Source organism: Exiguobacterium acetylicum (assembly GCF_022170825.1).
Classification (GTDB): Bacteria; Bacillota; Bacilli; order Exiguobacteriales; family Exiguobacteriaceae; genus Exiguobacterium_A; species Exiguobacterium_A acetylicum_B.
This window is the reverse complement of the sequence record NZ_CP081878.1, coordinates 1,040,307-1,062,962: the sequence shown is the minus strand read 5'-3', so window position 1 is coordinate 1,062,962 and position 22,656 is coordinate 1,040,307. Positions and strand designations below refer to the sequence as shown.

Sequence of the window (22,656 nt, the reverse complement as noted above, 5' to 3'; positions counted from 1 at the left end):
CTTCGATGCGTTACTCGTTCGCCTTCTTCACCATCTCTTCGAGCTTCGCTTGATCAATCTCACCTTCATACTTCTCGACGACTTCACCTTTTTTATTGATGATGAACGTCACAGGTAAGTTATAGATCCCGTAAGCCTTCTCGACCGAACTGTTCGTATCCATGAGAATCGGATAGTCCGTTCCGCCAATATCCTTGATGAAGCTTGAGACACGAACTGGTGTTTCACCGACATTGACCGCTACGAAATTGACGCCTTGGTCTTGCATCATCTGATAGTTGTCATTGATCAATGGCATCTCTTTCTTACATGGTTCACAGAATGTTCCCCAGAAATTGAGTAAAAGTCCTTTTCCTTTGTACTCGTCCATCGAGTGCTGTTTCTCACCATATAGATCGACGAGTGCGAAACCAGGGGCATCATCGCCTGCCATGACACGACCGTTTTTATCACGTGTCGCTTGATCGACGAATTGCATGATGACGACTGCTCCAGCGAACAAGACGATCGTCATGATCATTAGACGCCAGAAGGAGCGTTTCTTCTTTTTTTGCTGGGCCGCTGCTAAGCGTTCTTCCGGATTTTGTTTCGTTTTTTTCATATTTTACCGCCTCCACCCATATTGTACTTGAAATCGCTTTAACGTTGACAAAATGTGAAATTCGTTAATCGTTTTGTCACAAAAAAAGAAAACTCAACCCGGAGGATGAGCTTCTCGCTTTACAAATTAACGTTTTTTTGTGTTCTTACGTCTTTTCGTAGGTGGAGCGGCTGGATCCGCTAGCTCACGCAATTGATTGACTTCTTTTTTTGAAAGTTCACGCCACTCGCCAGAAGTAAGACCTGCCAGTGTCAAGAAACCGAACTGTTCACGTTTCAACTTCAAGACTTCCGAACCGAGTGTCTCGACCATTTGACGAACTTGGCGGTTATGTCCCTCGTAGATGACCATTTCAAGAATCGCTGTATTTTTCTTCTTATCGATATCGCGCATCTCGACACGTGCTTTACCTGTCTTGAAACCATCCGGTAAGACGACGCCTTTTTCAAGACCTTTGACGTGGAAGTATTCTGGTACACCTTTGATTTTGACGATGTAACGCTTCGGTACCTTATACTTCGGGTGAAGCAAGAGGTTCGAGAATTCACCGTCATTCGTCATTAAAAGAAGACCGCTCGTATTGTAGTCGAGTCGACCGACTGGGAAGACACGGTGTCCGGGTGGTACGAGATCGACGACCGTCTTACGTCCTTTGTCGTCTTCAACCGTCGAAACGACACCTGTTGGTTTATAGAGCATGTAGTAGACGTGTTCTTCACGTTCGAGCTTCACACCGTCTACTTCGACTTCGGCACGTGCTCCGACTTTCGTTCCAAGCTCCGTGATGACTTTTCCATTGACCTTGACGCGACCTGCTGTGATCAATTCCTCTGCTTTACGCCGCGAAGCGACACCTGCTTGTGCGATGATTTTTTGTAACCGTTCCATTAATTCACTCTCTCCTCTAATGAAGGATCATTCCGGAAGAAGAGATCTCCATCCGATTCGAACGTTTCTTCGAACTCGAGTGGCGGCAACTCTTCAATACTGTTCAGACCAAAATGGTCCAGGAAATGATCCGTCGTTTTATACAATTTTGCGCGACCGACGCCTTTGGCGCGTCCCGCCTCTTCAATCAAACCTTTTGCACTTAACGTATGGATGACACGCTCCGTCTTCACACCACGAACGACTTCGATGTCAGCACGTGTGACGGGTTGCTTGTATGCGATGATGACGAGTGTCTCCATCGCTGCTCGAGACAAGGAATCTTCTGCAAGCGAACCAGCATATGCCTGAATATATGGCGACATCTCTTTTCGTGTCACCATCTTAAAGACACCACCCGACTCCACGATTTGCAACACACGCTGCTCTGCTTCGAATGTCGTTTGAAGAGCCAGCAACTGTTCGCGTGCTGCCGCTTCACTGATCTCTAGCGCTTGACTGAGACCTCGCGGATCGATTCCATCGTCTCCGACGACGAATAACAGGCTCTCAATGATTTGTTCATACGCCAATCTGACTCTCCTCCTTCACCATGCTCCGCAATAGGATATCATCGGTCATCTGTTCACAATCAATGACCCGTTGCTTCACGAGCTCAAGAACAGCGAGGAAGCTGACGACTAGTTCTTCGACCGTCGGTTGCTCCGCAAAAAAACCGAAGAATGTCGTCCGCTCACGGGTCGCGACGTACCGGGCAACGGACTCCATCTGTTGCTCGAGTGAACGTTCTTCCCGTTTGACCGTCTTCGAACGGCGTACCTTCCAGGCTTCCCGTTGGCGCATTTTTTCGTAAGCACGTAATAAATCACTCAGTGATAACGTACCGTTATACTCTTGTGCATCCGTGTCGAGATAACGCATCAAATCCTCTGGTTGTTTCGAGAACAGCTCAAGGCGTGCCTCTTCCTTTTCTTTCAGGACGAGTGCTGCTTCCTTGTATGCTTTATACTCGATCAACTGTTGAATCAGACCTTCTCGCGTCGGTTCTTCCTCGAAATCGGGAATCTCATCGTATTCCGTCTGTTCGATCGGCAAGAGTTGTTTGCTTTTCAGTTGCAACAGCGTCGCTGCCATGACAAGATATTCACTAGCAACATCTAGTTCAAGATGCTGCATCGCACGGATATAGGACACATATTGATCCGTCACCATGGAAACGGATATATCATAAATATCGATTTCTAATTTACCAACCAAGTGTAACAGCAAGTCCAGCGGGCCTTCAAACGCATCCATCTTTACACTGTATGATTCCATGATTCTCCCTGCCCATCAACGTTTTTTGCGCCTTAGTATACCATACAACGGATGGGTTCGACTATGTTATATTCAAAGGAAGAGGTGATTCCATGAATCCAATCGAGCGATTCGTATTTGAATTCAACATTCGGCACGATTACTTCGAGTGCCATGAAATCTTAGAGGAAGTCTGGCAAGAAGGACAACGCCAGGACGAGGCGCTTGTCGGTCTGATCCAACTGGCCGTCGCCCGCTATCATCACCGCCGCGGAAATACGACTGGGGCACAGCGGACATATGCGAAAGCATTTGATAAAATCGAACGCCACCGGGCAACACTGATTGCGTCCGGGATCGACGTCTCATATTTGCTCGATCATCGCGACCATTTTACGGATAAAGTCTATCGGCACATCCCGTTACCTGTCTTCCCGGACGTCATCCGAACCGTCGCACTTGAAGCGACAGCGCCTGATCTCGACTATGTGACGCATAAACACCGTTTACGCGATCGTACGGATGTCGTCACGGCACGACAAGAAGCGCTACAAAACCGAAGAGACCGGTCCATCTAAGCCATGGACCGGTCTTTTTATTGAGTTTTCCATTTGTCGACGAGGCGTTGCGTCTCTTCGGTCGCACCCGTAATATCCGTTCGAAGCAATTTGGCTGCTTCATCGAGTAGGAGATACGACATACGTTCTCCCCGGAAAGACGGCGATAACGCGATATGTTTCAATTCAGCATGGCCATCCATTAATTGAAACCCGATGACACCGACGAAATCCTCATCTTGTTTGTACAAATACAAGCGTTGGTCTTCTTCCTGTTCATAGGCTTGAACCGTTTCAAGCAAATACTTCGGATCCTTCACTTCGCACGAAAAGGCGATCAGCCCCATCGCGGTCCGTTCATTCAACTTCTTATATTTTACTAGCATGTGATTCTACACCTTCCTAATTTCAACAACTCTCAGGAGCATGAACGACTGAGACTCATTCATTCTACACCTTCTCACACAGAATTACTGCATTTTTTTCATAATCCACTAAAAATGCAGGAGTCCGTCACGCGACGTCCCCCTGCATCTGAATCATGCTTGTTCTTCCATCACTTGGATGAAGGCACGCATGTAATCCGGTAAATCAGGCGGACGACGACTTGAGACGATATGTCCGTCGACGACGACTGCTTCGTCATGCCAGATTGCACCTGCATTCGTCATATCATCCTTGATCCCTGGTGTACTCGTGACGTTGACACCTTGTAAGATGCCTGCAGAGATCAGTACCCAACCAGCGTGGCAAATTTGACCAATCGGTTGTTTGTTTTGATCAAAATGCCGGACCATATTCAGGACAGAGTCAAAGCGACGTAATAGATCGGGCGACCAACCACCCGGAACAAGAATTGCATCGTATTCGGCTGGATTGATCTCGTCGAACGTCTTATTCGATTTGATCGGGACACCGTACTTCCCAATATATGTCTCATCCGCCTTCTCACCGACGATGTCGACGATTGCCCCTTCTTCACGCAAGCGATGGACAGGATACCATAATTCTAAATCCTCGAAGTCATTGCTGACGACTTGGATGATTCGTTTTCCTTCTAAACGCATGACAAACACTCCTTTTCGAGTTAACTTCCCTTACTGATTGTACCCGGATCTAAAAAAAGAAAAACTCCTCTTCGAACGTTCGAAGAGGAGCAAGAACTTACGCTTCGACGCGGATTTCTTTGATGCCAGCGCCTTGCTTCATTTTTTGTGCATGTTCGAGACCTGAAGTCACTTGTCCGAAGACCGTGTGTACGCCATCGAGATGCGGTTGTGGCTCATGTACGATGAAGAACTGGCTTGATCCTGTGTTACGACCAGCGTGTGCCATCGAGAGTGAACCCGCTTTGTGTTTGTGTGGGTACGATGTTGACGTTTCGCAAGGAATCGTTTTTCCTGAACCGCCTGTACCGTTTCCGATCGGGCATCCGCCTTGTGAGACGAAGCCTGGGATGACACGGTGGAAGTTCAATCCATCGTAGAAGTTCGAGTTTGCAAGACTTTCGAAGTTTTCAGTCGTGATCGGTGCTTCATTGTTGAACAATTCAAATTCGATTTTATTTCCATCTTCTAATAAGATATGACCAGTTTTTTGCATGTTTGACCAACCTTTCGTGCTTTTCAGCAAGAGATTCGTCACGATTCAAGATCGTGATTCCATGGTACAGTGTACCAAATTTCAGGACGTCGTGCAGACCTTTTTACTCGACGGCCGCTTCTAACACATCGAGTGTCACTGAATCCGTTGCTTCGACATGAATCCGTACTCCATTCGCGAGTGTCGCAACAGGATCCGTATGCCCGAAGTCCGCATCGAGAATGATTGGGAAATCATAGCCCCGCGTCGCGCGCAGAATGATATCTTTAAGCGGAAAATCGGGATCAAAATCGACTTTGCGCGGGAATCGTCCGACGACGAATGCCGCAATCTTGTCATACGCACCCATGTGTCGCAATTGCGTGAAATACCGGTCGATCGTTTCCGGTGTCTCACTTTCGTCATCCTCAAGCATCAAGACAACACCGTCAAACGATGGCAAGTAAGGCGTTCCGGCAAGTAGTAACAGTGTGCCCGTGTTCCCCGTCAGAATCGGACCTTCTGCGACGCCGGTCTTAACGATCGTATATCCTGCGTTCACTTGATGTTCTCGTCTTCGGTCGTCCGCGACATCCCAGCGTAAAACCTCATCCGTCCACTCTTCAGACGCTTCGATTCGACCAATTGGTTCCGTCTGCATGAACGTACGATTAAACGATTCTTCTGTATACGGATCAAGACCATCGAATTGACCGAACTGTGTTAGTAGCGCGGGTCCGACGAACGTCGTCAATCCAGTCTTCTGATAGATGCCAGCAAACAGCGCCGTGATGTCACTGTATCCTACGAAAATCTTCGGATTATTCCGAATCAACTCATAATCGAGTTCGTCGAGCAACTGATGCGAGTTAAACCCACCGATCGTCGAGATGATCGCCTTGATTGTTGGGTCAGCAAACGCCATATGTAAATCTTGTAGCCGTTCCCCGATCGTTCCTGCCGTATGACTATGAACAGCTGTCGCATTCGGCATCAAGACGACCTCAAAGCCCATTTTTTCAAGTGTCGCGATCCCGCGGGCGAGACGACGCGGCACGTATGCCGCAACTGCAGACGCGGGTGAGACGATCGCAATCTTATCCCCTTTTTTCAAGCGTGGTGGTTTCATGAAAGCTCCCCCTTTTTCATTACAAGTATTTCCAGTATAACAAATCAGATGAGAACCGCACACTCTCCTTTTTTAGTACACTTTATAACGTCACGAATAATGAATTTCCGTCCTCTAGTAACTCACCCTTTTCCGAGACATAGTCGACTTTAACCGTCATGTGTCGAAGAATTCCTTGTTCGCGTAAAGAATTTGCCCACTCTTCGATTCGTGTTTTGTCCTGCTCGTGTCGTTTGCGATGGACATCCATTAAGATTGTCGGTGCCACTTCTTCACGTAAATAGGCGTTTGAATCAAAACGTGCATCACCCAGTTGTTGGATCTCTTCGTTATCATATAAAACGTGTACGTCTAATTTCTCATCAACGTCTTCAAGCGCAGGAGGCATGATGCGTCTTTCTAACTGGTCTTCCCAAAGTGCCGCATGGTACGTATCGACGAACATCCCTGACTCCTCCTGTTGATAGACGAAAAACTCCGTATTCGTTTTTTCATCGACTGCTCGCGCTGCATACTCAAACGAAAAATTTCCCATATTGTCGTAAATACTGCCGGTCACCTTTGCTTCCGGAAGGTGCTTCTCTAAGTATGTCTTTGCTTTTTGTTGTACTTCAGCCTCTTTCGTTCCATCTGACTCCATGTCCTGTGTAAAAGCGTACGTTATCATCAATGCGCCGCCTCCGATAACTCCAACTAAACTGGCAATTACTATGAACCAACGTTTCATACGATCGCTCCTTTGGATGTATCCATATTTTTACACTTTCGATTTTATCATAAAAAAAGAGTAGCGGACGAAATCCACTACTCACAGATTGTAGACAAATGGGCTGACTCAAAAAAAAGAATGACTTGTCTTTTCACGCCCTTTCCTCAGGCGAGACACAAGCCAGTTTTCCCGCTCCATTCGAGCAGGAAAACGGGTCTTGTTTGTCTCTGACAGCGCAAAATTGCGCTTTTTCCTGTAGGAGTTGCGTGTAACGCGTCATTCTTTTTATACACGGAAGAAGGATCAAGAGAAGCGTTTTGTTCACTCGACATCGCTTCCTAGGGAAAAACAAGCAAGAGCGACCCTGCAGCGAAGCGAAGCGGCGCGATGCTTGTCCCAGGAAAACGATTCGAAACAAACAAAAAAGCGCAATCCTTCTCGTTAGAGAAAAATTGCACTTTGTCTTCAGTCTCAAGAGTAGCGGACGAGGTCCACTACTCAGGTATTGCTTATCGGATCGATTACTGGATGACAGCGTGAACGAGCGGACGTGCTTCCGGTTTCGTTTCGCTGATGTGGTACGCGTGATCCATTTTTTCGATCGCCTGATCGAGTGTTTCTTTGTTTGAACGAAGTGTTGCGATGACATCGCCGACTTCGACGCGGTCGCCAACTTTTTTGTGCAACGTGACGCTTGCTGCGTGATCGATCTCATCAGCTTTCGTCGCGCGTCCAGCACCGAGGATCATTGCTGCAACACCGACTTCGTCAGCGATGATTTCAGAGACGTAACCCGCTTTTGAAGCGACGAATGTTTTTTCGTATTTTGTTTCAAGTGCTTTTGTCATGTCGTCAACGAGTGAAGCGTCGCCACCTTGAGCTGCGATGAACTTCTTGAAAACGTCAAGTGCTGCGCCGTTACCGAGACGTGTTTCGAGATCAGCGTATGCTTCGTCGAACGTCGGGTAGAACTCACCGAGGACTGCCATGTGTGAAGCAATCGTCAAGGCGATGACTTTCAAGTCACGGACATCTTTCCCTTGAAGGACTTCAATCGCTTCCTTGACTTCATTTGCGTTTCCGATTTCAAAGCCGAGCGGCTGATCCATGTCCGTAATGACAGCAACTGTCTTACGATTGACACTCTTACCGATTGAGACCATCTCTGTCGCGAGTGCTTTTGCATCTTCAAACGATTTCATGAAAGCACCAGAACCCGTCTTGACGTCAAGTACGATACTGTCTGCTCCCGCTGCGATCTTTTTCGACATGATTGAACTTGCGATCAATGGGATCGAGTTAACCGTTGCTGTAACATCACGAAGTGCGTAGAGTTTTTTGTCTGCAGGCGTCAAGTTACCTGTTTGACCGATGATCGCCATCTTGATGTCGTTGACTTGTGAGACGAATGCTTCTTCTGAAAGTTCAACGTCAAAACCAGGGAACGCTTCGAGTTTGTCGATTGTTCCACCAGTGTGACCGAGTCCACGACCGCTCATCTTCGCAACCGGAATACCGATTGACGCAACGAGTGGTGCGACGATCAGACTGATTTTGTCACCGACGCCGCCTGTTGAGTGTTTATCAACTTTTTTCCCGTGGATGCGTGAAAGGTCGATCACGTCACCCGAGTTGACCATTGCCATCGTTAAATCAGCAATTTCACGATCTGACATTCCTTGATAGAAAATCGCCATCGACATTGCTGACATTTGATAATCTGGAATCTCACCATTCGTGAATCCTTCTACCATTGCTTGAATATCAGCTGTTGCGAGTTCGCCACCGTCTCGTTTTGTTGCAATCAAATCTACCATACGCATAATCTAGTTCCTCCTCAGGAGTGTTTTGTGAGTTTTATAAACAGTCGTTACATTTTTTTGATCGAACCGCGAACGAGTGATAGGAAGTGTGCCCGGACACGTTCTGTCGTTTCGATGACTTCATCATGGTGTAACGGTTGGTCGAGAATGCCTGCTGCCATGTTCGAGACACATGAGATACCAAGGACTCGCATATCGGAATGACGGGCAACGATGACTTCTGGGACCGTCGACATACCGACAACGTCGCCACCGAGCATCCGTGCCATCTTGACTTCTGCTGGTGTCTCATACGTTGGACCAGTGTTTCCGAAGTAGACACCTTGACGGACACGAATTCCGAGCTCATCTGCTGTTTCCTGTGCAAGACGAAGTAATTCCGCATCATACGGCTTCGACATATCCGGGAAACGTGGTCCCATCTCATCGACGTTCTTCCCGATCAATGGGTTCGTACCGAAGAAGTTGATGTGATCCGTGATCAACATCAAATCACCTGGTTCGAACGCTTCGTTACACGCACCCGCTGCGTTCGTGACGATCAATGTCTCGACACCGATCGCTTTCATGACACGGACTGGGAACGTGACCATGTCCATCGAATATCCTTCGTAGAAGTGGAATCGCCCTTGCATCGCAACGACTTGTTTCCCTTCAAGAGTACCGAAGACGAGTTGTCCCGCGTGTCCTTCGACCGTTGATACTGGGAAGTTCGGGATTTCATGATATGGAATCGCGATCGGGTTTTCGATCTCATCCGCGAGGACACCCAGTCCTGAACCGAGAATCAATCCGATCTCCGGTTTTGCCTGCATCTTGCTTTCTAAAAACGAACGTGTTTCATTCCAGTTGACTGTCATCTGAATCGCTCCCTCGAATTATAGTTCTGTTAAAAAGCTTGTTCCATGTGCCGGCATTTTGACGCCGAAGTTTTCTGCAACCGTCGCTCCAAGATCAGCGAACGTCTCGCGGATACCGAGCGATTTTGCGACGCCGTTCTTGTGATAAGCAAGCAACGGTACGTATTCCCGCGTGTGGTCCGTTCCAGCGTGAACCGGATCGTTTCCGTGGTCAGCCGTGATGATCAAGAGATCGTCTTCTTTCAAGCGATCGAATACTTCCGGAAGACGTGCATCGAACTCTTCAAGTGCTTGTCCGTACCCTTGTGGATCACGACGGTGTCCGAACAACGCATCGAAATCGACGAGGTTCAAGAAGCAGAGTCCGTTGAAGTCACGATCGAGTTGCGTTACGAGTTGATCCATGCCATCCATGTTCGATTTCGTACGGATCGCATCTGTGACGCCTTCGCCGTCATAGATATCAGCAATCTTACCGAGCGAGATGACATCAAGTCCTGCTGTCTCGAGTTCATTCATGACCGTCCGGTCGAATGGTTTGAGTGCATAGTCGTGACGGTTCGCAGTCCGGACCCATGCCCCTGCCTCGCCTAGGAATGGACGTGCGATGATGCGACCAAGCATGTACGGGTCATCCCGCGTGATGTCACGTGCATATTCACAAATCCGGTACAGTTCCTCTAGTGGAACGACCTCTTCATGTGCTGCAATCTGAAGAACAGAGTCTGCCGACGTATAGACGATCAAGGCGCCTGTCTCGACATGTTCTTGTCCGAGTTCGTCTAAGATTTCCGTACCAGAAGCTGGTTTGTTTCCGATGATCTTCCGTCCTGAGAACTCTTCTAAGCGATGAATCAAGTCATCCGGGAATTTTTCGAAGACACGGAATGGTGTATCAATTCGCAGTCCCATGATTTCCCAATGTCCTGTCATCGTATCTTTCCCTGCAGATACTTCCTGCATTTTTCCGTATGCCGCAAGTGGTGCTTCTTCAGCCGAAACGCCTTCGATCGGTTCGATATGTGAGAGACCAAGTTTCGCCATGTTCGGCATGTTTAGTCCGTTCCGTTCACGCGCGATGTGACCGAGCGTATGCGAACCGAGATCTCCAAATTGTTCAGCGTCTGGTGCTTCTCCGATTCCTACGGAGTCCATGACGACTAAAAATACACGTTTAAATGATTGAGCCATTTGCTGTTCCTCCTATTGCGAGCTGTAGTTATGCGATTCCCGTTACGATTTTTCCCGGAAAGGGACTAGACAAAACGCATCATTTGTCTGAAGTCAGACCTTTAAAAGATAGAACCATCATGCCCGTGGATGATGTTTCTTATACACGTCATGGAGTCGTGCTTTATTGACGTGTGTATACATTTGTGTCGTTGACAAATCGGCATGCCCCAGCATCTCTTGTACGACGCGTAAATCGGCACCGTTCTCAAGCAGATGTGTCGCGAACGAATGACGCAGGACGTGCGGCGTGATATCTTTTTCGATACCTGCATCCTTTGCTCGTCGTTTAATCATCTTCCAAAAACCTTGTCGTGACAAACGATCACCGCGACTGTTCAAGAAGACGTCGTCGGTCTGTTGACCACCGAGACTATTGCGCGCGAGGTCGAGATACGTCCTGACGCTTTCAATCGATGTCGTACTCATTGGAATGATCCGGGATTTATTCCCTTTCCCAAGACACGACAGATACCCCAGTTCGAGTTGCAAATCGTTTAACTTCAGTTGGAGGAGTTCGCTGACGCGCATCCCTGTTCCATAAAGAAGCTCAAGCATTGCTGCATCTCGTCGCGTAAGCGGATCGACACCGACGACCGAATCAAGCAAACGTTCGACGTCCGTTTGACTCCAGACGACGGGCAATTTTTTCTCCGGTTTCGGTAAATCAAGATGACGAGACGGATCATGCGTCGCGAGTCTCTCTTCGACCAAATACTGATGGAACGAACGAATCGAACTCGTCGCCCGGCGAACCGTCGATCGTGATTTCCGTGCTTCAAGCAACCGTTCAATATGGTCGACGATATGATGGCGGTGAACCTGTTCGAACGAGGAAACCTCCGCTGTTTCAAGCGTCTGTAAGTATTGATTTAAATCATTTCGATACGCAGCTGCCGTATTCGCGGACATTTGCCGTTCAATCACTAAATAGTTGATAAATGCTTCCAGTTGTTCACGCACTGAACTCATCCTCTTCGTTTACGAAATCGCTTACTTTCCCATCATATCAAAGGTGTAAACCGTTGTGAAGAGGTCTGACCTATAAAAATCGAAAAAGAAAAACCATCCGAAATTACGTCGGACGGTCAGACTGTTTGTGTTTGCGATTGTTCCAACGCTTCCCGAGCGTGACGCTCTTGGCAGACACGGCAGACGCCGTGGAATGTCAAGCGATGATCCTTGATTTTAAAGTGGAATCGGGACACGATTTCTTTCTCTACTTCTTCGAGCATATCGTCTAAAATCTCTTCGACGGATCCGCATTCGATACAGACGAGATGGTGATGCGAATGACTCGCACCTTCTTGTCGTAAATCAAACCGGGATACGCCATCTCCGAAGTTGACCTTATCGACGACTTCGAGCTCCGTCAATAATTCGAGCGTCCGGTAAACCGTCGCAAGTCCGATGTCGGAGTTCTTTTCTTTTACAAGGAGAAAGACATTTTCGGCACTGAGGTGATCCGACTCGTGTTCGAGCAGGACACGCACAGTCGCTTCACGTTGGGGAGTCAGCTTATATCCTTTACCGCTTAGCTGTTTTTTGATGCGTTCTACACGACTTTCCATCATAACGCCCCCTTTGTTCGAACTGATGCTATTATCATAGCTGATAATCAGTCGTTTTTCAAATTAAAATGATTATCAACTGAAAATCATTTAAATGAGAATCATTTTAAAGTACGGATTTGCCAATGTTGAATCGCCATGATCGTCTTCGCGTCAACAATCGTTCCGTTAGCAACAAGTTCGAGTGCCTCTTCGAGCTTTAATGTCTTATTCTCAAGGAACTCATCCTCATCGAGTTGACGATCGCCGGCAGTGAGACCAATCGCTTCATAGATATGTACACGTTCACTGCAAAAACCGGGCGCCCCGTAAAAATCAAAGACATGCTGTAACTCTTTCGCGACGTATCCTGTTTCTTCCTTTAATTCCCGTCCGGCACAATCGAGTGGATCTTCACCTTTCTCCAGTTTGCCTGCTGGTATCTCGATCGATAGACTTTCGAATGCTTTTCGGTACTGTTCGACGACGATCAGGTCACCTTGTTCATCAAAAGCAATGATCGCGACGGCACCATTATGATAGACCAGTTCACGAACAGACGTATTGCCATTCGGTAACGTGACGACATGTTTCTCGACATCAAAGACTTTTCCTTCATAGATCACTTCACGTTCAATCGTTTTTTCTTCCATCATGTATGCCCCATTTCTATCCTAGTTTACGTTCTCTGTCATGAATAGTATGCCGTTTCCGGCGTATTGCCGCAAGACTTCGAAATCGTCTTTTTCATCAGATATGATACACTAGAATGCAGAAGTTCCAAACTTACAGTTCATCTAAGAAAAGAGGGAATTGAACATGTCATTAGGATTAGGTACGATGACGATCTTAAAACGCGGACAAGAAGAAGCAACTGCAATCTTACGGACAGCACTTGATGCTGGAATCACACACTTCGATACAGCAGACGTCTATGCGAACGGAGCGGTCGAATCAATCATCGGTCAAACCTTCGCACAAGAGGATCGCAGTCGATTGTTTCTTGCCTCAAAAGGTGGTAACCGGATGAATGCGACCGGAACCGGTTGGACATGGGATCCGAGCTATGATTATCTGAAACAAGCTTGTCTCGAAAGTTTGAACCGCCTTGAAACACCTTACCTCGATTTGTATTACGTTCACGGTGGTACGATCGATGATGATATCGATGCGTCCATCCGTGCGATGGAAGACTTAAAGGCAGACGGTAAGATTAAACAATATGGTCTCTCGTCACTGCGTCCGAACGTCATCGAATACTGGCTCGAGCATAGTAATTTCTCTTACTTGATGACGCCCTATTCATTACTTGACCGTCGAATTGAAGAGTTATTGCCACGATTAAAAGAAAAGAACATTCAAGTCGTCGCCCGCGGTCCACTTGCGAAAGGACTGCTAACACACGAGAGTCCTTCACGCCTGCAGTCGGTTGACCGTTTCGAACAATTCGATAAGGAAACGCTTGAAGCGAGTCTACAAAAACTTCAAGACTTCCCGCTTCCGGCGCTTGCCTTGCAAGCAATCGATCAACAGGTCGCTATCGTTCTTCCTGGTGCTTCGAGCGTGTCACAACTTCAAGCAAACGTCCAAGCGATGAAGGAGCCAATCTCGCAAGCTCAGGTTGACCAAGCGCTCGCTTCATTGCCGGTTCATCACTATACAGAACACCGGTGAGGTTTAACTCTTCACTTCCCCGGGAAACTCCTTCTTTGTAACGTTCATACAGAGGAGGAGTTTTATTATGGCACGTATTTTAATCGTATCAACAAGCGCAGATGACATGAATGGTCACAAAACAGGGTTATGGTTCGAAGAGTTCGCAGCACCTTACAACCTGTTCAAGGATGCAGGGCATGACGTGACGGTTACATCGATCAAAGGTGGCGACGTCCCAATCGATAAAGCGTCGATCGTCAAAGAAATCTTGCCAAAATTCCAAGATGCTCGCCGTGCATTGCACGACACGAAATCACTCTCTGAAGTGGATCCAGCATCATTTGATGCAGTTTACTTCCCAGGCGGTCACGGTGCAGTCGTCGACTTCCCGAACAACCCACAAGTTGCAGGTGCCATTGAAGCCGTCATTAAAAAAGATGGCATCGTCGCATCAGTCTGTCACGGTCCTGCTGCCTTCGCGCATGTCATGATCGATGGCAAACCATTCGTATCAGGTCGTCAAATCAACGGCTTTACGGATGAAGAAGAAAAATCGACAGGTCTCGAAGATAAAGTACCATTCCTGCTCGAGACGACGCTTCGTGGTGAAGGCGCTACTTTCCTCACATCAGATGCCGGTAAAGAGTTCGCCGTCATCGATGGAAATGTTGTTACTGGTCAAAACCCTGCTTCAAGTGAAGCAGTCGCAAAACTTGTCCTTGCGAAACTCGCTACACAAGCTTAACTTTATATAAAAATGGAGCACGCGACGTTATGTCGTATGCTCCATTTTTTTGTCGTGACTTACAGATGGTGAAGTGAATCCAATCGTTCGAGATTAGCTTCTGCCTCGCGTTGTTGTTGTTCGAGTCGCTTCAACTCTTCTTCAAGTTGTTGCTGTTGCGTTTGTAATGCCATTCGTTCTTCTTCCGTAAAGGAACGTGAGACTTCCTTTTCTTTGAGATACCACCATTTTTTGATTTTCTCAGGTGGAGGTCCAAGTTCAATCTGTTGCTCATGTTGTTGAACTTCTTCCATTTGCTCGGCATGTGCTAATTGTAGCTTTTCTAACTCAACCTCATAAGCCGTTTGTTTTGCTTCAAGCATCGGTGCGAGGTGCTCAAGGATATGCGCAGTAAAATCTCTTCGGACGACCCGCCGTAACACGTCTCGGCGAAGTGATGCTTCCGAATTGCCCGTCGCATTCTCCCAAACGATAGCATCTGCGTGTTCTAGAATCTCTTCTTCTTCCGTTTCTCCGAGCCAGCGTAGTTTGAGTAACAATGGTTCAAGGAGTGCCTCCTCTACGTACGCCGTAAACTGCGAATATGATGTCGCTTCTCGTATCAGCGATTCCTCATGTAAGCAAAATAATGCTTCCGCCTCTTCTTCGATCCAGTCTTCATAATCATTAAAGTACATTAGTTCACTCCTTACTCCGTCTCATTACAAAACAAAACTGGCTCAAATCCGCCTCTTACATGACGGTCAAGCCAGTTACGTTTCGTTAGACGTTTGCTTCGTTCTTTTTGATTTCTGCAATGGCCCAGTCACACCAATCCAAGTAATTCAACATCATACGCAAGCCGTACTCACTCGTCAATGTTTCGCCGAGTGTCGCTCCGTTCTCGAGATGGTCGTGACGCCAACTATGCATCATCTCAACAGCAAATTGATGATGCCGCTTTGACTCTTCTAGATAAGCAACGGCTTCCTCTGGAGGCAGTAGATGGAGGAGCGAAACTCGCATCAAGTTCTCATCCTTCATCTTTGGTTTGAACTCGTTCGGCGTCCGTAACCACTCAACAAGTTCTGTCCGTCCTTTATCCGTGATTGAATAGACTTTTTTATCTGGAAGGTCTTCTTGAACGATATGAACACTTGTTACGAGTTCTGCTTCTTCCATTTTTAACAACTCTCGGTATATTTGTGTATGATGTGCGGTCCAGAAGTGGATCATCTGTTTTTTAAAAGTCGCGCTTAAATCATAACCGGTCGCTTCCCCTTGGGTCAGCAGCCCGAGTAGTGCAAATCGTAATGCCACTGGCTGCACCTTCTTTCCTTCTTTTGTATATATACTTAATTATCTCAAATATACCTCAATTTCGCTACTCTCGCGTCGAACGAATGTACGAATTGAAAAAAGACCTGCAATCGACATCATGTTCGATCGCAGGTCTTTGTGTTATATCCTCACTGTGGTCTCTGTTCACGTAACCGTTCGATGCCTTGTCGTACATGTCTCCAGTAAGAAGGAAGATGTGGGGCGAATTGTCGACGATTGAACCATTCTCCTGCCGTGTCCTGAATGCGCTCAATGGACTCGTCAGCAATTCGCTCAAACTGCTCGATCGAAAAAGCGATCAATCGTTTGACTTCTGTTTTTTGCAGTACGTATGACTCGATCGCTTGATCGCTCTGTACGAGAAAGACATGGCATCGTTCACAGTCCCAGAGCGTCGCATTCCGGAATTCTTCCTCCTGAATTCCAAGCGGTATCAATTGATCAAATGTACACGTTAGACCAATCTCTTCCTCAAGTTCCCGAAGACCATCTTCGACCGACTCATCTGCAAGCAAATGACCGGCTGCCGTGATATCGAGCATTCCCGGAAAGTCCTTCTTCTGCTCGGATCGTTGCTGAAGTAACACGACGTCCCGCTTCCGATCATAGACGAAACAATGGAATGTTTCATGCCACAAACCGTGCGTGTGGACTTCTGACCGTGGACGCGGACCGAGCAGATTGCCTGCTCGATCCATTGTCATGATCATTTCTTGTTCGCTCATCGTAACACCTTCGACGCTTGATGGAATCGTTCTCCGACGGTATAGAGTTCAGCGATCAAGAAGACGCTCGCAATCCAGATGATTGCGCTCGGGAATAGGATCATCGCTGTCAGGAATAAGAAGCCTTCAGTCCGTTCGACGAGTCCAGGTTGATATTGAAACGACTTGTAGCCGTAGTTCTCACTGACGGCTCCAATCGCAAGAAACATCGTCATCCCAATGACGAATGACGCAACAAGTAATAGAATGACGACCTGCGTTTCCGGGAACCGAAGTGCAAGACCAATCAACACCGACAGCTCGACGATTCGGTCGAGTACAAGGTCAAGAATCGTGCCGATCGGCGTCGTCTTCTCTTTTCGTGCCATCGTTCCGTCAATGACATCGAGCATGCCCGAGATCCATAACAAAACGATCGCCGTTCCCATCATATCGTTATAAACGAAAAATCCAGTCGCACCACCGATGATACCGGAAATGATCGTCACCTGAGTTGCCGATAATCCAATTTTCTTAAATAAGGTCGCCCCTTGGTCAAATAGGGGTTGAACGATTTTACGCGCACGCGTATCTAACATGTCACCCCTCCTTTCTAACGATATAGCCTTCTTTCTCATGCATCGTCTCGTCTGAAGAGAGCACGAGCCGTTCTCCGGACGTCCGTTCTACTTCGTAGAAGCGAACGCCGTATTGAATGAGTTCTTTCGTAATCGTAACACGTTCATCCGTTTCCTTCGTCGGTCTTGAGACCAAGTTGACTGCCGTCAACGGATACCATGTTTCTTCAATCTGAATCCCTTCGCCAAAAAACGGACTTGTCTGGCTAAGCGTGATCGGTGTACCATGATCGACGATTCGCCCCTGTTCTAAGACATATACGATATCCGCCATCGCCATTGCCTCTTCCCGGTCATGCGTGACAAGGAGCGTCGTGACACCTTGTTCCTCGGTCAACTTTCGGATCAATGTCCGAAGTTCCCGTCGTCTCGGTACATCTAGACTTGAGAACGGTTCATCGAGCAACAAGAAGTCCGGTTGACTTGCCAGCGCACGAGCTAGACTCGCCCGCTGTTGTTCGCCACCCGAGAGTTCATCAATAGCACTTTTACCTCTCCCCTCAAGTCCAACGCGATGTAACCAGGACTCGAGCTCAATCGGTGTTAATTGTTTCGCGCCGAGACGGATGTTTTGTTCGACGTTTAAATGCGGAAACAATAACGACCGTTGAAACATCATTGTCACCCCGCGCTGATTCGGTGAAAGGACGGTGACATCTCGGTCACCGAACTGAATCGTTCCACTTGTCACACGTTCAAGACCCGCAATCAGGCGGAGTAATGTCGTTTTCCCACTACCGCTTGGTCCAACTAAAGCTACACATTGTCCAGACGCGATCTGTAAATCGATATCAGATAATACACGCTTCGTTCCAAATCGTTTATTGACTTGTTGTATCGTGACTTCCATTTAAACGCCTCCGTACGATTCGTATCCAACTAGAAAAAATAACGGCTTGTAGAGCATAAAAGAGAACGGGCAAACCAATCAACCAAAGTGTTGCTAAACGCGCCGCTCCCTGAGAATTACCGGAATACGCCGGAAACACTTCCAGTGCAATCATGCGGACGATTCCGCCACCGATCAACGCCACTAGTGCATACTGACTGATCGTAATCACCGTGACGAGCAACGTTACCGATTGTAGCGTCGATCGAAGCATCGGACCCGTCAAATAGAACCAACGTTTGAAACGATTTCCTTCGATCAAGACCATCTGTTCGAGCATTCGTTCTCCGAGCGCCTGAAACCCGTTCGTGTACAAGCGAACCGTATACGGCAAGGTCGGCAGAAGCAACACGAGGAGGACACCGAAAAATCGGTCTGCTAGACCAAGACGAATCCATGTCAAATAAAGGCCGAAGGACAGCAACAAGACAGGAACGAACAACGGTAAACTAATCAAGAACTCCGCTACACGTACACGTTTCCCCGTTTGAAAGGCGATCGCTTTTCCTGCCATGTACCCGAAGAGATGATTCAACAACACGACGGCACAGATCATTGCGACGGTCGTGCCAAGCGTCGCTTCAAGACGCGGATTCCAACTCCATTCTCCCGGAATCAATCCGATCAAGGGAATGATGAAGACAAGGACAACGAATACGATCACACTAATTTTTTTCATTCACTTCGCCCCCTACTGATTTTCGCTGCAAGTGGGCGTGTCAAACCAGTCATGAGCAATAACAGGACAAAAAGTCCTCCCGTCAAGACGACACTCATTGCAAAAGCGAGTGGTTGCTCCGATAAATCGCCTTGCGTATACAAATCAAACGCATAGACTCCGAGTAACTTCGGATAAGTCACACCAAGTAACGCCGGGATTTCATAGGCGAACAGGATGAAGGCAAGTAAGATGAAGGCTGCTTCAAGCATCGGTACAAGTAGAAATACACCTCGCGCATGCCAAAAGCGACGCACTGGCGACAAACCGAGCATCGTACCGAGCTCTTGATAACGTGGGTCAAGACGACGGACCACCGGTAAGAGATAAAAAAAGACGAACGGAATTTCTTTATAGAGGTACGTCAGGATGACACTGAAATAATTCCCTTCATGCGGTCCAATGACAGGCACATCGCTCAAATAGAGGATGGCGAGATATGCCGCTCCTAAATGAGGAATAAATAAAGGAACTGCAAGTAACGCCGCTAGCCGTGTTCTACTCAAGAGTCGTGCGAGCACCATACCAATGATCAGCGCGAGTACCGTACTGACGATGGCAACATAACTACTGACGGCGAGACTTTCTAAAAAGACCTCATCCGTCAGTAGCTCGCGGTAATCGGCAAGTGACGTCATCGAGATACTCACCCATAACCCGTATAAGACCATCCCCGCCATCAAGATCGCAGCTGGATACGCGTTACCGCGCCACACGAGACGGCCATTCCTTACGGATCATTTCGAAGATGGATGGATCAAGTTCCGTCCGGACCTTCCCTTCAAAGACGCTTGGCTTCGGTGTTGATGGTGCAGCTGGTACGTCAGCGAACTGCTTTTGTTCTGACGTATTCAGTGTCGATAAATCAAGACTTGTTCCATCTCCCCAGTACGTTGCATCATATTTTTTTAGTTGTGCCTCTGGTGACAACAACGTGTTAATCGCAACGAGTGCACCTTTCGGATTCGGAGCATTGAATGGTACGGAGAGGAAATGCGTCGACGCGATCGAGCCATCCTTTAGAACGATCGGTCGCGTTTGTTTTGGAAATGTTCCGGACGTCACTTCTTGTTCTGCCCGTCGTTCATTGAAGCCCATCGTGAAATCAACGTCTCCTTTGGCATACAACTGATCGAGTTGGGCAAGTGTCTTCGGATATGTCTTCCCTTTTTTCCAAAGATACGGTTTGATTTCATTCAAATAAGCCCACGTCTTCTTAAAGTCTGCTTTTGGATCTTTTAACGTTTCATTCGATTCGACCCCATACATGACGTGGCGGACGAAGGCATTCCCTGTAAAGTCCGTCACTTCCGGATAAGTGAAGCGTCCCGGATTCTCCTTGACCCAAGACTTCAACGTTTGTAAGTCCTTAGGTGGCGACGTCACGTCTGCTGCATCATAGTGCAACGTGTATTGGACTTTTCCCCAAGCCGCTTCGAGCCCTTCTGTTTTTGTTCCGCTATCTGAACTTTGCGCAGCAGCATCGACATATTTCATGTTCGGGAGGACTTTTGTGATCTCTCCATACAGTAAGTCATCTTTTTTAGCATTTAGGAAATTATCGCCATTGATCCAAACGACATCGATGACACCTTTTTCCTTACCTGCTTGCTTCTCAGCACGTAGTTTTTGCATGATATCCGCTGTCTCAATCGGTACGCGTTCTAGCGTAATGTTGTGTTCCTTTTTCAAACGTGGTGCCACGTACTCATCGATGTAGGCGTTGATTCCGTCATCGCCCCCCCACATATACATCCGGACCGTTGATTTTTCGGCCTCTTTTTCAATTGATTGATAGCTCGTTCCTAAGACATTTTTCGGTTCCGGCGTCGTAGCTGGCGTACCGCACCCTGCGAGCAGCGCACTTAAGGCAAGGAAGCTGATTACTTTTGTTCTCATTTGTCATTCCCCTTCGTTATCACTTTTTATCAAAACCTGATTTGCCTAACCACTCGATGAGTCGCGGCATGACGCCGTATCCTTTTGCTGACAGCTCCATCCACCATGGTGCGTTGACCTCTCGCTTTTGGCGTTCCATCGCTCGGACGACGGTCTGAGCAAGCCGTTCTTTTGATAAGACGATTGAGGCGACATTTTGCTCATACTTTCGGTCAACATCCGCACGGACGAAAAATTCCGTTGCGATCGGACCTGGATTGACGGTCATGACATGGATGCCTTTAGGGCATAACTCGAGACGTAGCGCATTCGAAAACTGCAACATTGCCGCTTTCGTCATGCAGTAGATTGTTGATTTCGGTGTCGGCAACTTCCCCGCCTGACTCGCGACGTTGACGATCATGCCACCTTCTTTCAGTAAAGGTAGGCAGGCTTTCGTCAAACGGACCGGACTTAAAACATTGATTCGGTGCATCGACTCGATCGTCTCAATTGAAGTATCGTCTAGGAAACTGAATTCCCCGAACCCTGCATTGTTAATCAAAATATCGATTCGACCATACCGATCAGCTAGTGTTTGTGCGAGTGTTTCCGGCGCATCTTCCAAGTCGTAGACAAAATAGTCTGCTTGAAGTTCAGACGCGAGCGTTTGTAACCGTTCCTCCCGTCGTGCGACTAAGATCAGGTTTGCTCCTTCCTTGTGTAAGGTACGGGCTAACGCTTCACCAAGTCCACTGGAAGCTCCTGTGATGACGATCGTCCGATTGATGAGTTGCATTAGATTTCCTCCGTTTTCGAATAGTAGAAGATACCTGATCGTTTCTCAACCGTTATCGTCCCACGTGCGACAAGCGTATCAAGGCGTGCCTTCATCTCACTCATGACGAGTGGGAATGATTTTTTTAATCGGTTTCCGTACGTCACTTGTGCTAATTCGAATAACGTATGCTCTCCTGAAAAATACTTCAACAGTTGATCACCACGCGCTTTACGTTGCATCAACCGTTCTTCGACGAGCGCCGCAACATCGCGAATCGGAGCACCGTGTCCGGTATAGGCGATTCGAATGTGTTCACCTTGTAATTTTTCTAAGGAGTCGAGGTACGCAAGAACAGGTCGCTTCACGAGCGTATCATCCCCTGGTTGCGGTTGTTCGAGCAACGGGTTCGGTTCGACCCGGTCGAGTAGATGATCGGCTGCGAACAACACACCATCGTCACTTAAAATACCGATTTGGTCACTTGCATGTCCCGGTAGTTCGATGACACGGTATCGCCCAGATGGTGTGATGGCGTCCCCTTCTTGTAATGTGAAATCGAGCTGACCTTTCCCAAGCCATTTTAAGGCAGATTGATAACTCGGTAACATCTCTTGAATGGCTACCGGAACACCAAACGATGTCGCCAAGCGACGCAAGAACGCATCTCCATTGTTTAAGAATGTCTCATCTTGCTCCAAATACGGGCGTAAACGCGCATGTCCATAGACAGGAATGCCTTTCTCTGAAAAACGATGCGCCATCCCAGCATGATCTGCATGGTGATGCGTCACGATGACACGATCTAAATCCTCGACTTGAAGATCATGTCGTGCCAAGGTTCGCTGCATCGCTTGCCACGCTTCCAGTGTATCGGGTCCACAATCAATGAGGATGTTCTCCCCTTCTGTTCGTAATACGTAGCAGTTCACGTCTCCTACCGGAAATGGTGTTGGAATCGGAATCGAAATGATTTCGTCTGATACAGTCATGCCTACACGCCTCTTTTCTCTCGTCCATTTTCTTTCATTATAGAGAGAATGAAGCTATAGCGCCAAACTTTGTGCGTCAACGAATGATATTTGTTGTCTAGCTTACGTTAGCGC

The 22,656-nt window shown here is 47.7% G+C and carries 28 protein-coding genes; 3 read left to right on the top strand and 25 right to left on the bottom strand.

The window, feature by feature from the left end; genetic code table 11:
- Window positions 1–10: 10 nt before the first annotated feature.
- The 4 genes from resA to K6T22_RS05445 all read right to left on the bottom strand — a co-directional run bounded on the left by resA (window position 11) and on the right by K6T22_RS05445 (window position 2,806).
- A complete protein-coding gene (gene resA, locus K6T22_RS05460) occupies window positions 11–601 on the bottom strand; it encodes a thiol-disulfide oxidoreductase ResA (protein ID WP_023467689.1) in 591 nt (196 codons plus the stop codon).
- Between the two features lie 126 nt (window positions 602–727).
- On the bottom strand, window positions 728–1,489 hold the full coding sequence (locus K6T22_RS05455) for a pseudouridine synthase (protein ID WP_023467688.1): 762 nt from the start codon (window positions 1,487–1,489) through the stop codon (window positions 728–730).
- Entirely contained in the window at window positions 1,489–2,061 is a 573-nt protein-coding gene (gene scpB / locus K6T22_RS05450) for an SMC-Scp complex subunit ScpB (RefSeq protein ID WP_023467687.1), read from the bottom strand. Before scpB ends, K6T22_RS05455 begins: the two co-directional genes overlap by 1 nt.
- A complete protein-coding gene (locus tag K6T22_RS05445; RefSeq protein WP_023467686.1) occupies window positions 2,051–2,806 on the bottom strand; it encodes a segregation/condensation protein A in 756 nt (251 codons plus the stop codon). Before K6T22_RS05445 ends, scpB begins: the two co-directional genes overlap by 11 nt.
- Window positions 2,807–2,898: 92 nt before the next feature.
- Between K6T22_RS05445 and K6T22_RS05440 the strand changes: the two genes are divergently transcribed.
- Window positions 2,899–3,363, top strand: coding sequence for a DUF309 domain-containing protein (locus K6T22_RS05440; RefSeq protein ID WP_133208018.1), 465 nt, complete (start codon window positions 2,899–2,901; stop codon window positions 3,361–3,363).
- 17 nt (window positions 3,364–3,380) lie between these two features.
- Here the strand turns inward: K6T22_RS05440 and K6T22_RS05435 are convergent, their stop codons facing one another.
- From K6T22_RS05435 to K6T22_RS05385, 11 genes are all read right to left on the bottom strand, one after another.
- Window positions 3,381–3,728 carry a GNAT family N-acetyltransferase gene (locus tag K6T22_RS05435; protein WP_238239302.1) on the bottom strand — a complete coding sequence of 116 codons (348 nt, stop codon included), beginning with the start codon at window positions 3,726–3,728 and terminating at the stop codon, window positions 3,381–3,383.
- A gap of 153 nt (window positions 3,729–3,881) precedes the next feature.
- Window positions 3,882–4,409 (bottom strand): type 1 glutamine amidotransferase domain-containing protein, encoded by a 528-nt coding sequence (locus K6T22_RS05430; protein WP_238239301.1) that lies wholly within the window; start codon window positions 4,407–4,409, stop codon window positions 3,882–3,884.
- Window positions 4,410–4,506: 97 nt separating this feature from the next.
- The gene (locus K6T22_RS05425) at window positions 4,507–4,944 is read right to left on the bottom strand and encodes a peptidylprolyl isomerase (RefSeq protein ID WP_238239299.1); all 438 of its coding nucleotides are present in this window, start codon (window positions 4,942–4,944) and stop codon (window positions 4,507–4,509) included.
- A gap of 103 nt (window positions 4,945–5,047) precedes the next feature.
- Window positions 5,048–6,052 (bottom strand): S66 family peptidase, encoded by a 1,005-nt coding sequence (locus K6T22_RS05420; protein WP_238239298.1) that lies wholly within the window; start codon window positions 6,050–6,052, stop codon window positions 5,048–5,050.
- Window positions 6,053–6,134: 82 nt separating this feature from the next.
- Window positions 6,135–6,779 (bottom strand): hypothetical protein, encoded by a 645-nt coding sequence (locus tag K6T22_RS05415; RefSeq protein ID WP_238239296.1) that lies wholly within the window; start codon window positions 6,777–6,779, stop codon window positions 6,135–6,137.
- A 503-nt stretch (window positions 6,780–7,282) separates the two neighbouring features.
- The gene (locus K6T22_RS05410; protein ID WP_029341182.1) at window positions 7,283–8,584 is read right to left on the bottom strand and encodes a pyrimidine-nucleoside phosphorylase; all 1,302 of its coding nucleotides are present in this window, start codon (window positions 8,582–8,584) and stop codon (window positions 7,283–7,285) included.
- A gap of 47 nt (window positions 8,585–8,631) precedes the next feature.
- Window positions 8,632–9,444, bottom strand: coding sequence for a purine-nucleoside phosphorylase (locus K6T22_RS05405; protein WP_029341181.1), 813 nt, complete (start codon window positions 9,442–9,444; stop codon window positions 8,632–8,634).
- An 18-nt stretch (window positions 9,445–9,462) separates the two neighbouring features.
- Window positions 9,463–10,635 (bottom strand): phosphopentomutase, encoded by a 1,173-nt coding sequence (gene deoB, locus K6T22_RS05400; protein ID WP_238239294.1) that lies wholly within the window; start codon window positions 10,633–10,635, stop codon window positions 9,463–9,465.
- A 117-nt stretch (window positions 10,636–10,752) separates the two neighbouring features.
- The gene (gene xerD, locus K6T22_RS05395) at window positions 10,753–11,637 is read right to left on the bottom strand and encodes a site-specific tyrosine recombinase XerD (protein WP_238239293.1); all 885 of its coding nucleotides are present in this window, start codon (window positions 11,635–11,637) and stop codon (window positions 10,753–10,755) included.
- Window positions 11,638–11,762: 125 nt separating this feature from the next.
- Window positions 11,763–12,245: a ferric iron uptake transcriptional regulator gene (locus K6T22_RS05390; protein ID WP_023467675.1), complete on the bottom strand. Its 483-nt coding sequence runs from the start codon at window positions 12,243–12,245 to the stop codon at window positions 11,763–11,765.
- Between the two features lie 101 nt (window positions 12,246–12,346).
- Window positions 12,347–12,877 (bottom strand): NUDIX domain-containing protein, encoded by a 531-nt coding sequence (locus K6T22_RS05385; protein WP_238240036.1) that lies wholly within the window; start codon window positions 12,875–12,877, stop codon window positions 12,347–12,349.
- A 166-nt stretch (window positions 12,878–13,043) separates the two neighbouring features.
- On the opposite strand from K6T22_RS05385, the gene K6T22_RS05380 reads away from it, so the two are divergent.
- Window positions 13,044–13,898, top strand: coding sequence for an aldo/keto reductase (locus K6T22_RS05380; RefSeq protein ID WP_238239291.1), 855 nt, complete (start codon window positions 13,044–13,046; stop codon window positions 13,896–13,898).
- Window positions 13,899–13,965: 67 nt separating this feature from the next.
- Window positions 13,966–14,625, top strand: coding sequence for a type 1 glutamine amidotransferase domain-containing protein (locus K6T22_RS05375; RefSeq protein ID WP_238239290.1), 660 nt, complete (start codon window positions 13,966–13,968; stop codon window positions 14,623–14,625).
- Between the two features lie 59 nt (window positions 14,626–14,684).
- Here K6T22_RS05375 and K6T22_RS05370 read toward each other — a convergent pair whose 3' ends face one another.
- The 10 genes from K6T22_RS05370 to K6T22_RS05325 all read right to left on the bottom strand — a co-directional run bounded on the left by K6T22_RS05370 (window position 14,685) and on the right by K6T22_RS05325 (window position 22,542).
- Window positions 14,685–15,302 (bottom strand): hypothetical protein, encoded by a 618-nt coding sequence (locus K6T22_RS05370; RefSeq protein ID WP_238239288.1) that lies wholly within the window; start codon window positions 15,300–15,302, stop codon window positions 14,685–14,687.
- Window positions 15,303–15,387: 85 nt separating this feature from the next.
- Window positions 15,388–15,924, bottom strand: a complete 537-nt coding sequence (locus K6T22_RS05365) for a PadR family transcriptional regulator (protein WP_023467670.1) — start codon at window positions 15,922–15,924, stop codon at window positions 15,388–15,390.
- Between the two features lie 149 nt (window positions 15,925–16,073).
- On the bottom strand, window positions 16,074–16,670 hold the full coding sequence (locus tag K6T22_RS05360) for an NUDIX hydrolase (RefSeq protein ID WP_238239287.1): 597 nt from the start codon (window positions 16,668–16,670) through the stop codon (window positions 16,074–16,076).
- Window positions 16,667–17,248, bottom strand: coding sequence for a CDP-alcohol phosphatidyltransferase family protein (locus tag K6T22_RS05355; protein ID WP_238239286.1), 582 nt, complete (start codon window positions 17,246–17,248; stop codon window positions 16,667–16,669). The genes K6T22_RS05360 and K6T22_RS05355 overlap by 4 nt, the downstream gene beginning before the upstream one ends.
- Before the next feature lies 1 nt (window position 17,249).
- The gene (locus tag K6T22_RS05350; RefSeq protein WP_238239285.1) at window positions 17,250–18,137 is read right to left on the bottom strand and encodes an ABC transporter ATP-binding protein; all 888 of its coding nucleotides are present in this window, start codon (window positions 18,135–18,137) and stop codon (window positions 17,250–17,252) included.
- A complete protein-coding gene (locus K6T22_RS05345) occupies window positions 18,109–18,855 on the bottom strand; it encodes an ABC transporter permease subunit (RefSeq protein ID WP_238239284.1) in 747 nt (248 codons plus the stop codon). Before K6T22_RS05345 ends, K6T22_RS05350 begins: the two co-directional genes overlap by 29 nt.
- Window positions 18,852–19,610, bottom strand: coding sequence for an ABC transporter permease family protein (locus K6T22_RS05340; RefSeq protein ID WP_238239283.1), 759 nt, complete (start codon window positions 19,608–19,610; stop codon window positions 18,852–18,854). Before K6T22_RS05340 ends, K6T22_RS05345 begins: the two co-directional genes overlap by 4 nt.
- Window positions 19,597–20,793, bottom strand: a complete 1,197-nt coding sequence (locus tag K6T22_RS05335) for an ABC transporter substrate-binding protein (RefSeq protein WP_238239282.1) — start codon at window positions 20,791–20,793, stop codon at window positions 19,597–19,599. The genes K6T22_RS05340 and K6T22_RS05335 overlap by 14 nt, the downstream gene beginning before the upstream one ends.
- Before the next feature lie 19 nt (window positions 20,794–20,812).
- Window positions 20,813–21,571, bottom strand: a complete 759-nt coding sequence (locus tag K6T22_RS05330; RefSeq protein WP_238239281.1) for an SDR family NAD(P)-dependent oxidoreductase — start codon at window positions 21,569–21,571, stop codon at window positions 20,813–20,815.
- On the bottom strand, window positions 21,571–22,542 hold the full coding sequence (locus K6T22_RS05325) for an MBL fold metallo-hydrolase (RefSeq protein WP_238239280.1): 972 nt from the start codon (window positions 22,540–22,542) through the stop codon (window positions 21,571–21,573). The genes K6T22_RS05330 and K6T22_RS05325 overlap by 1 nt, the downstream gene beginning before the upstream one ends.
- Window positions 22,543–22,656 lie beyond the last annotated feature (114 nt).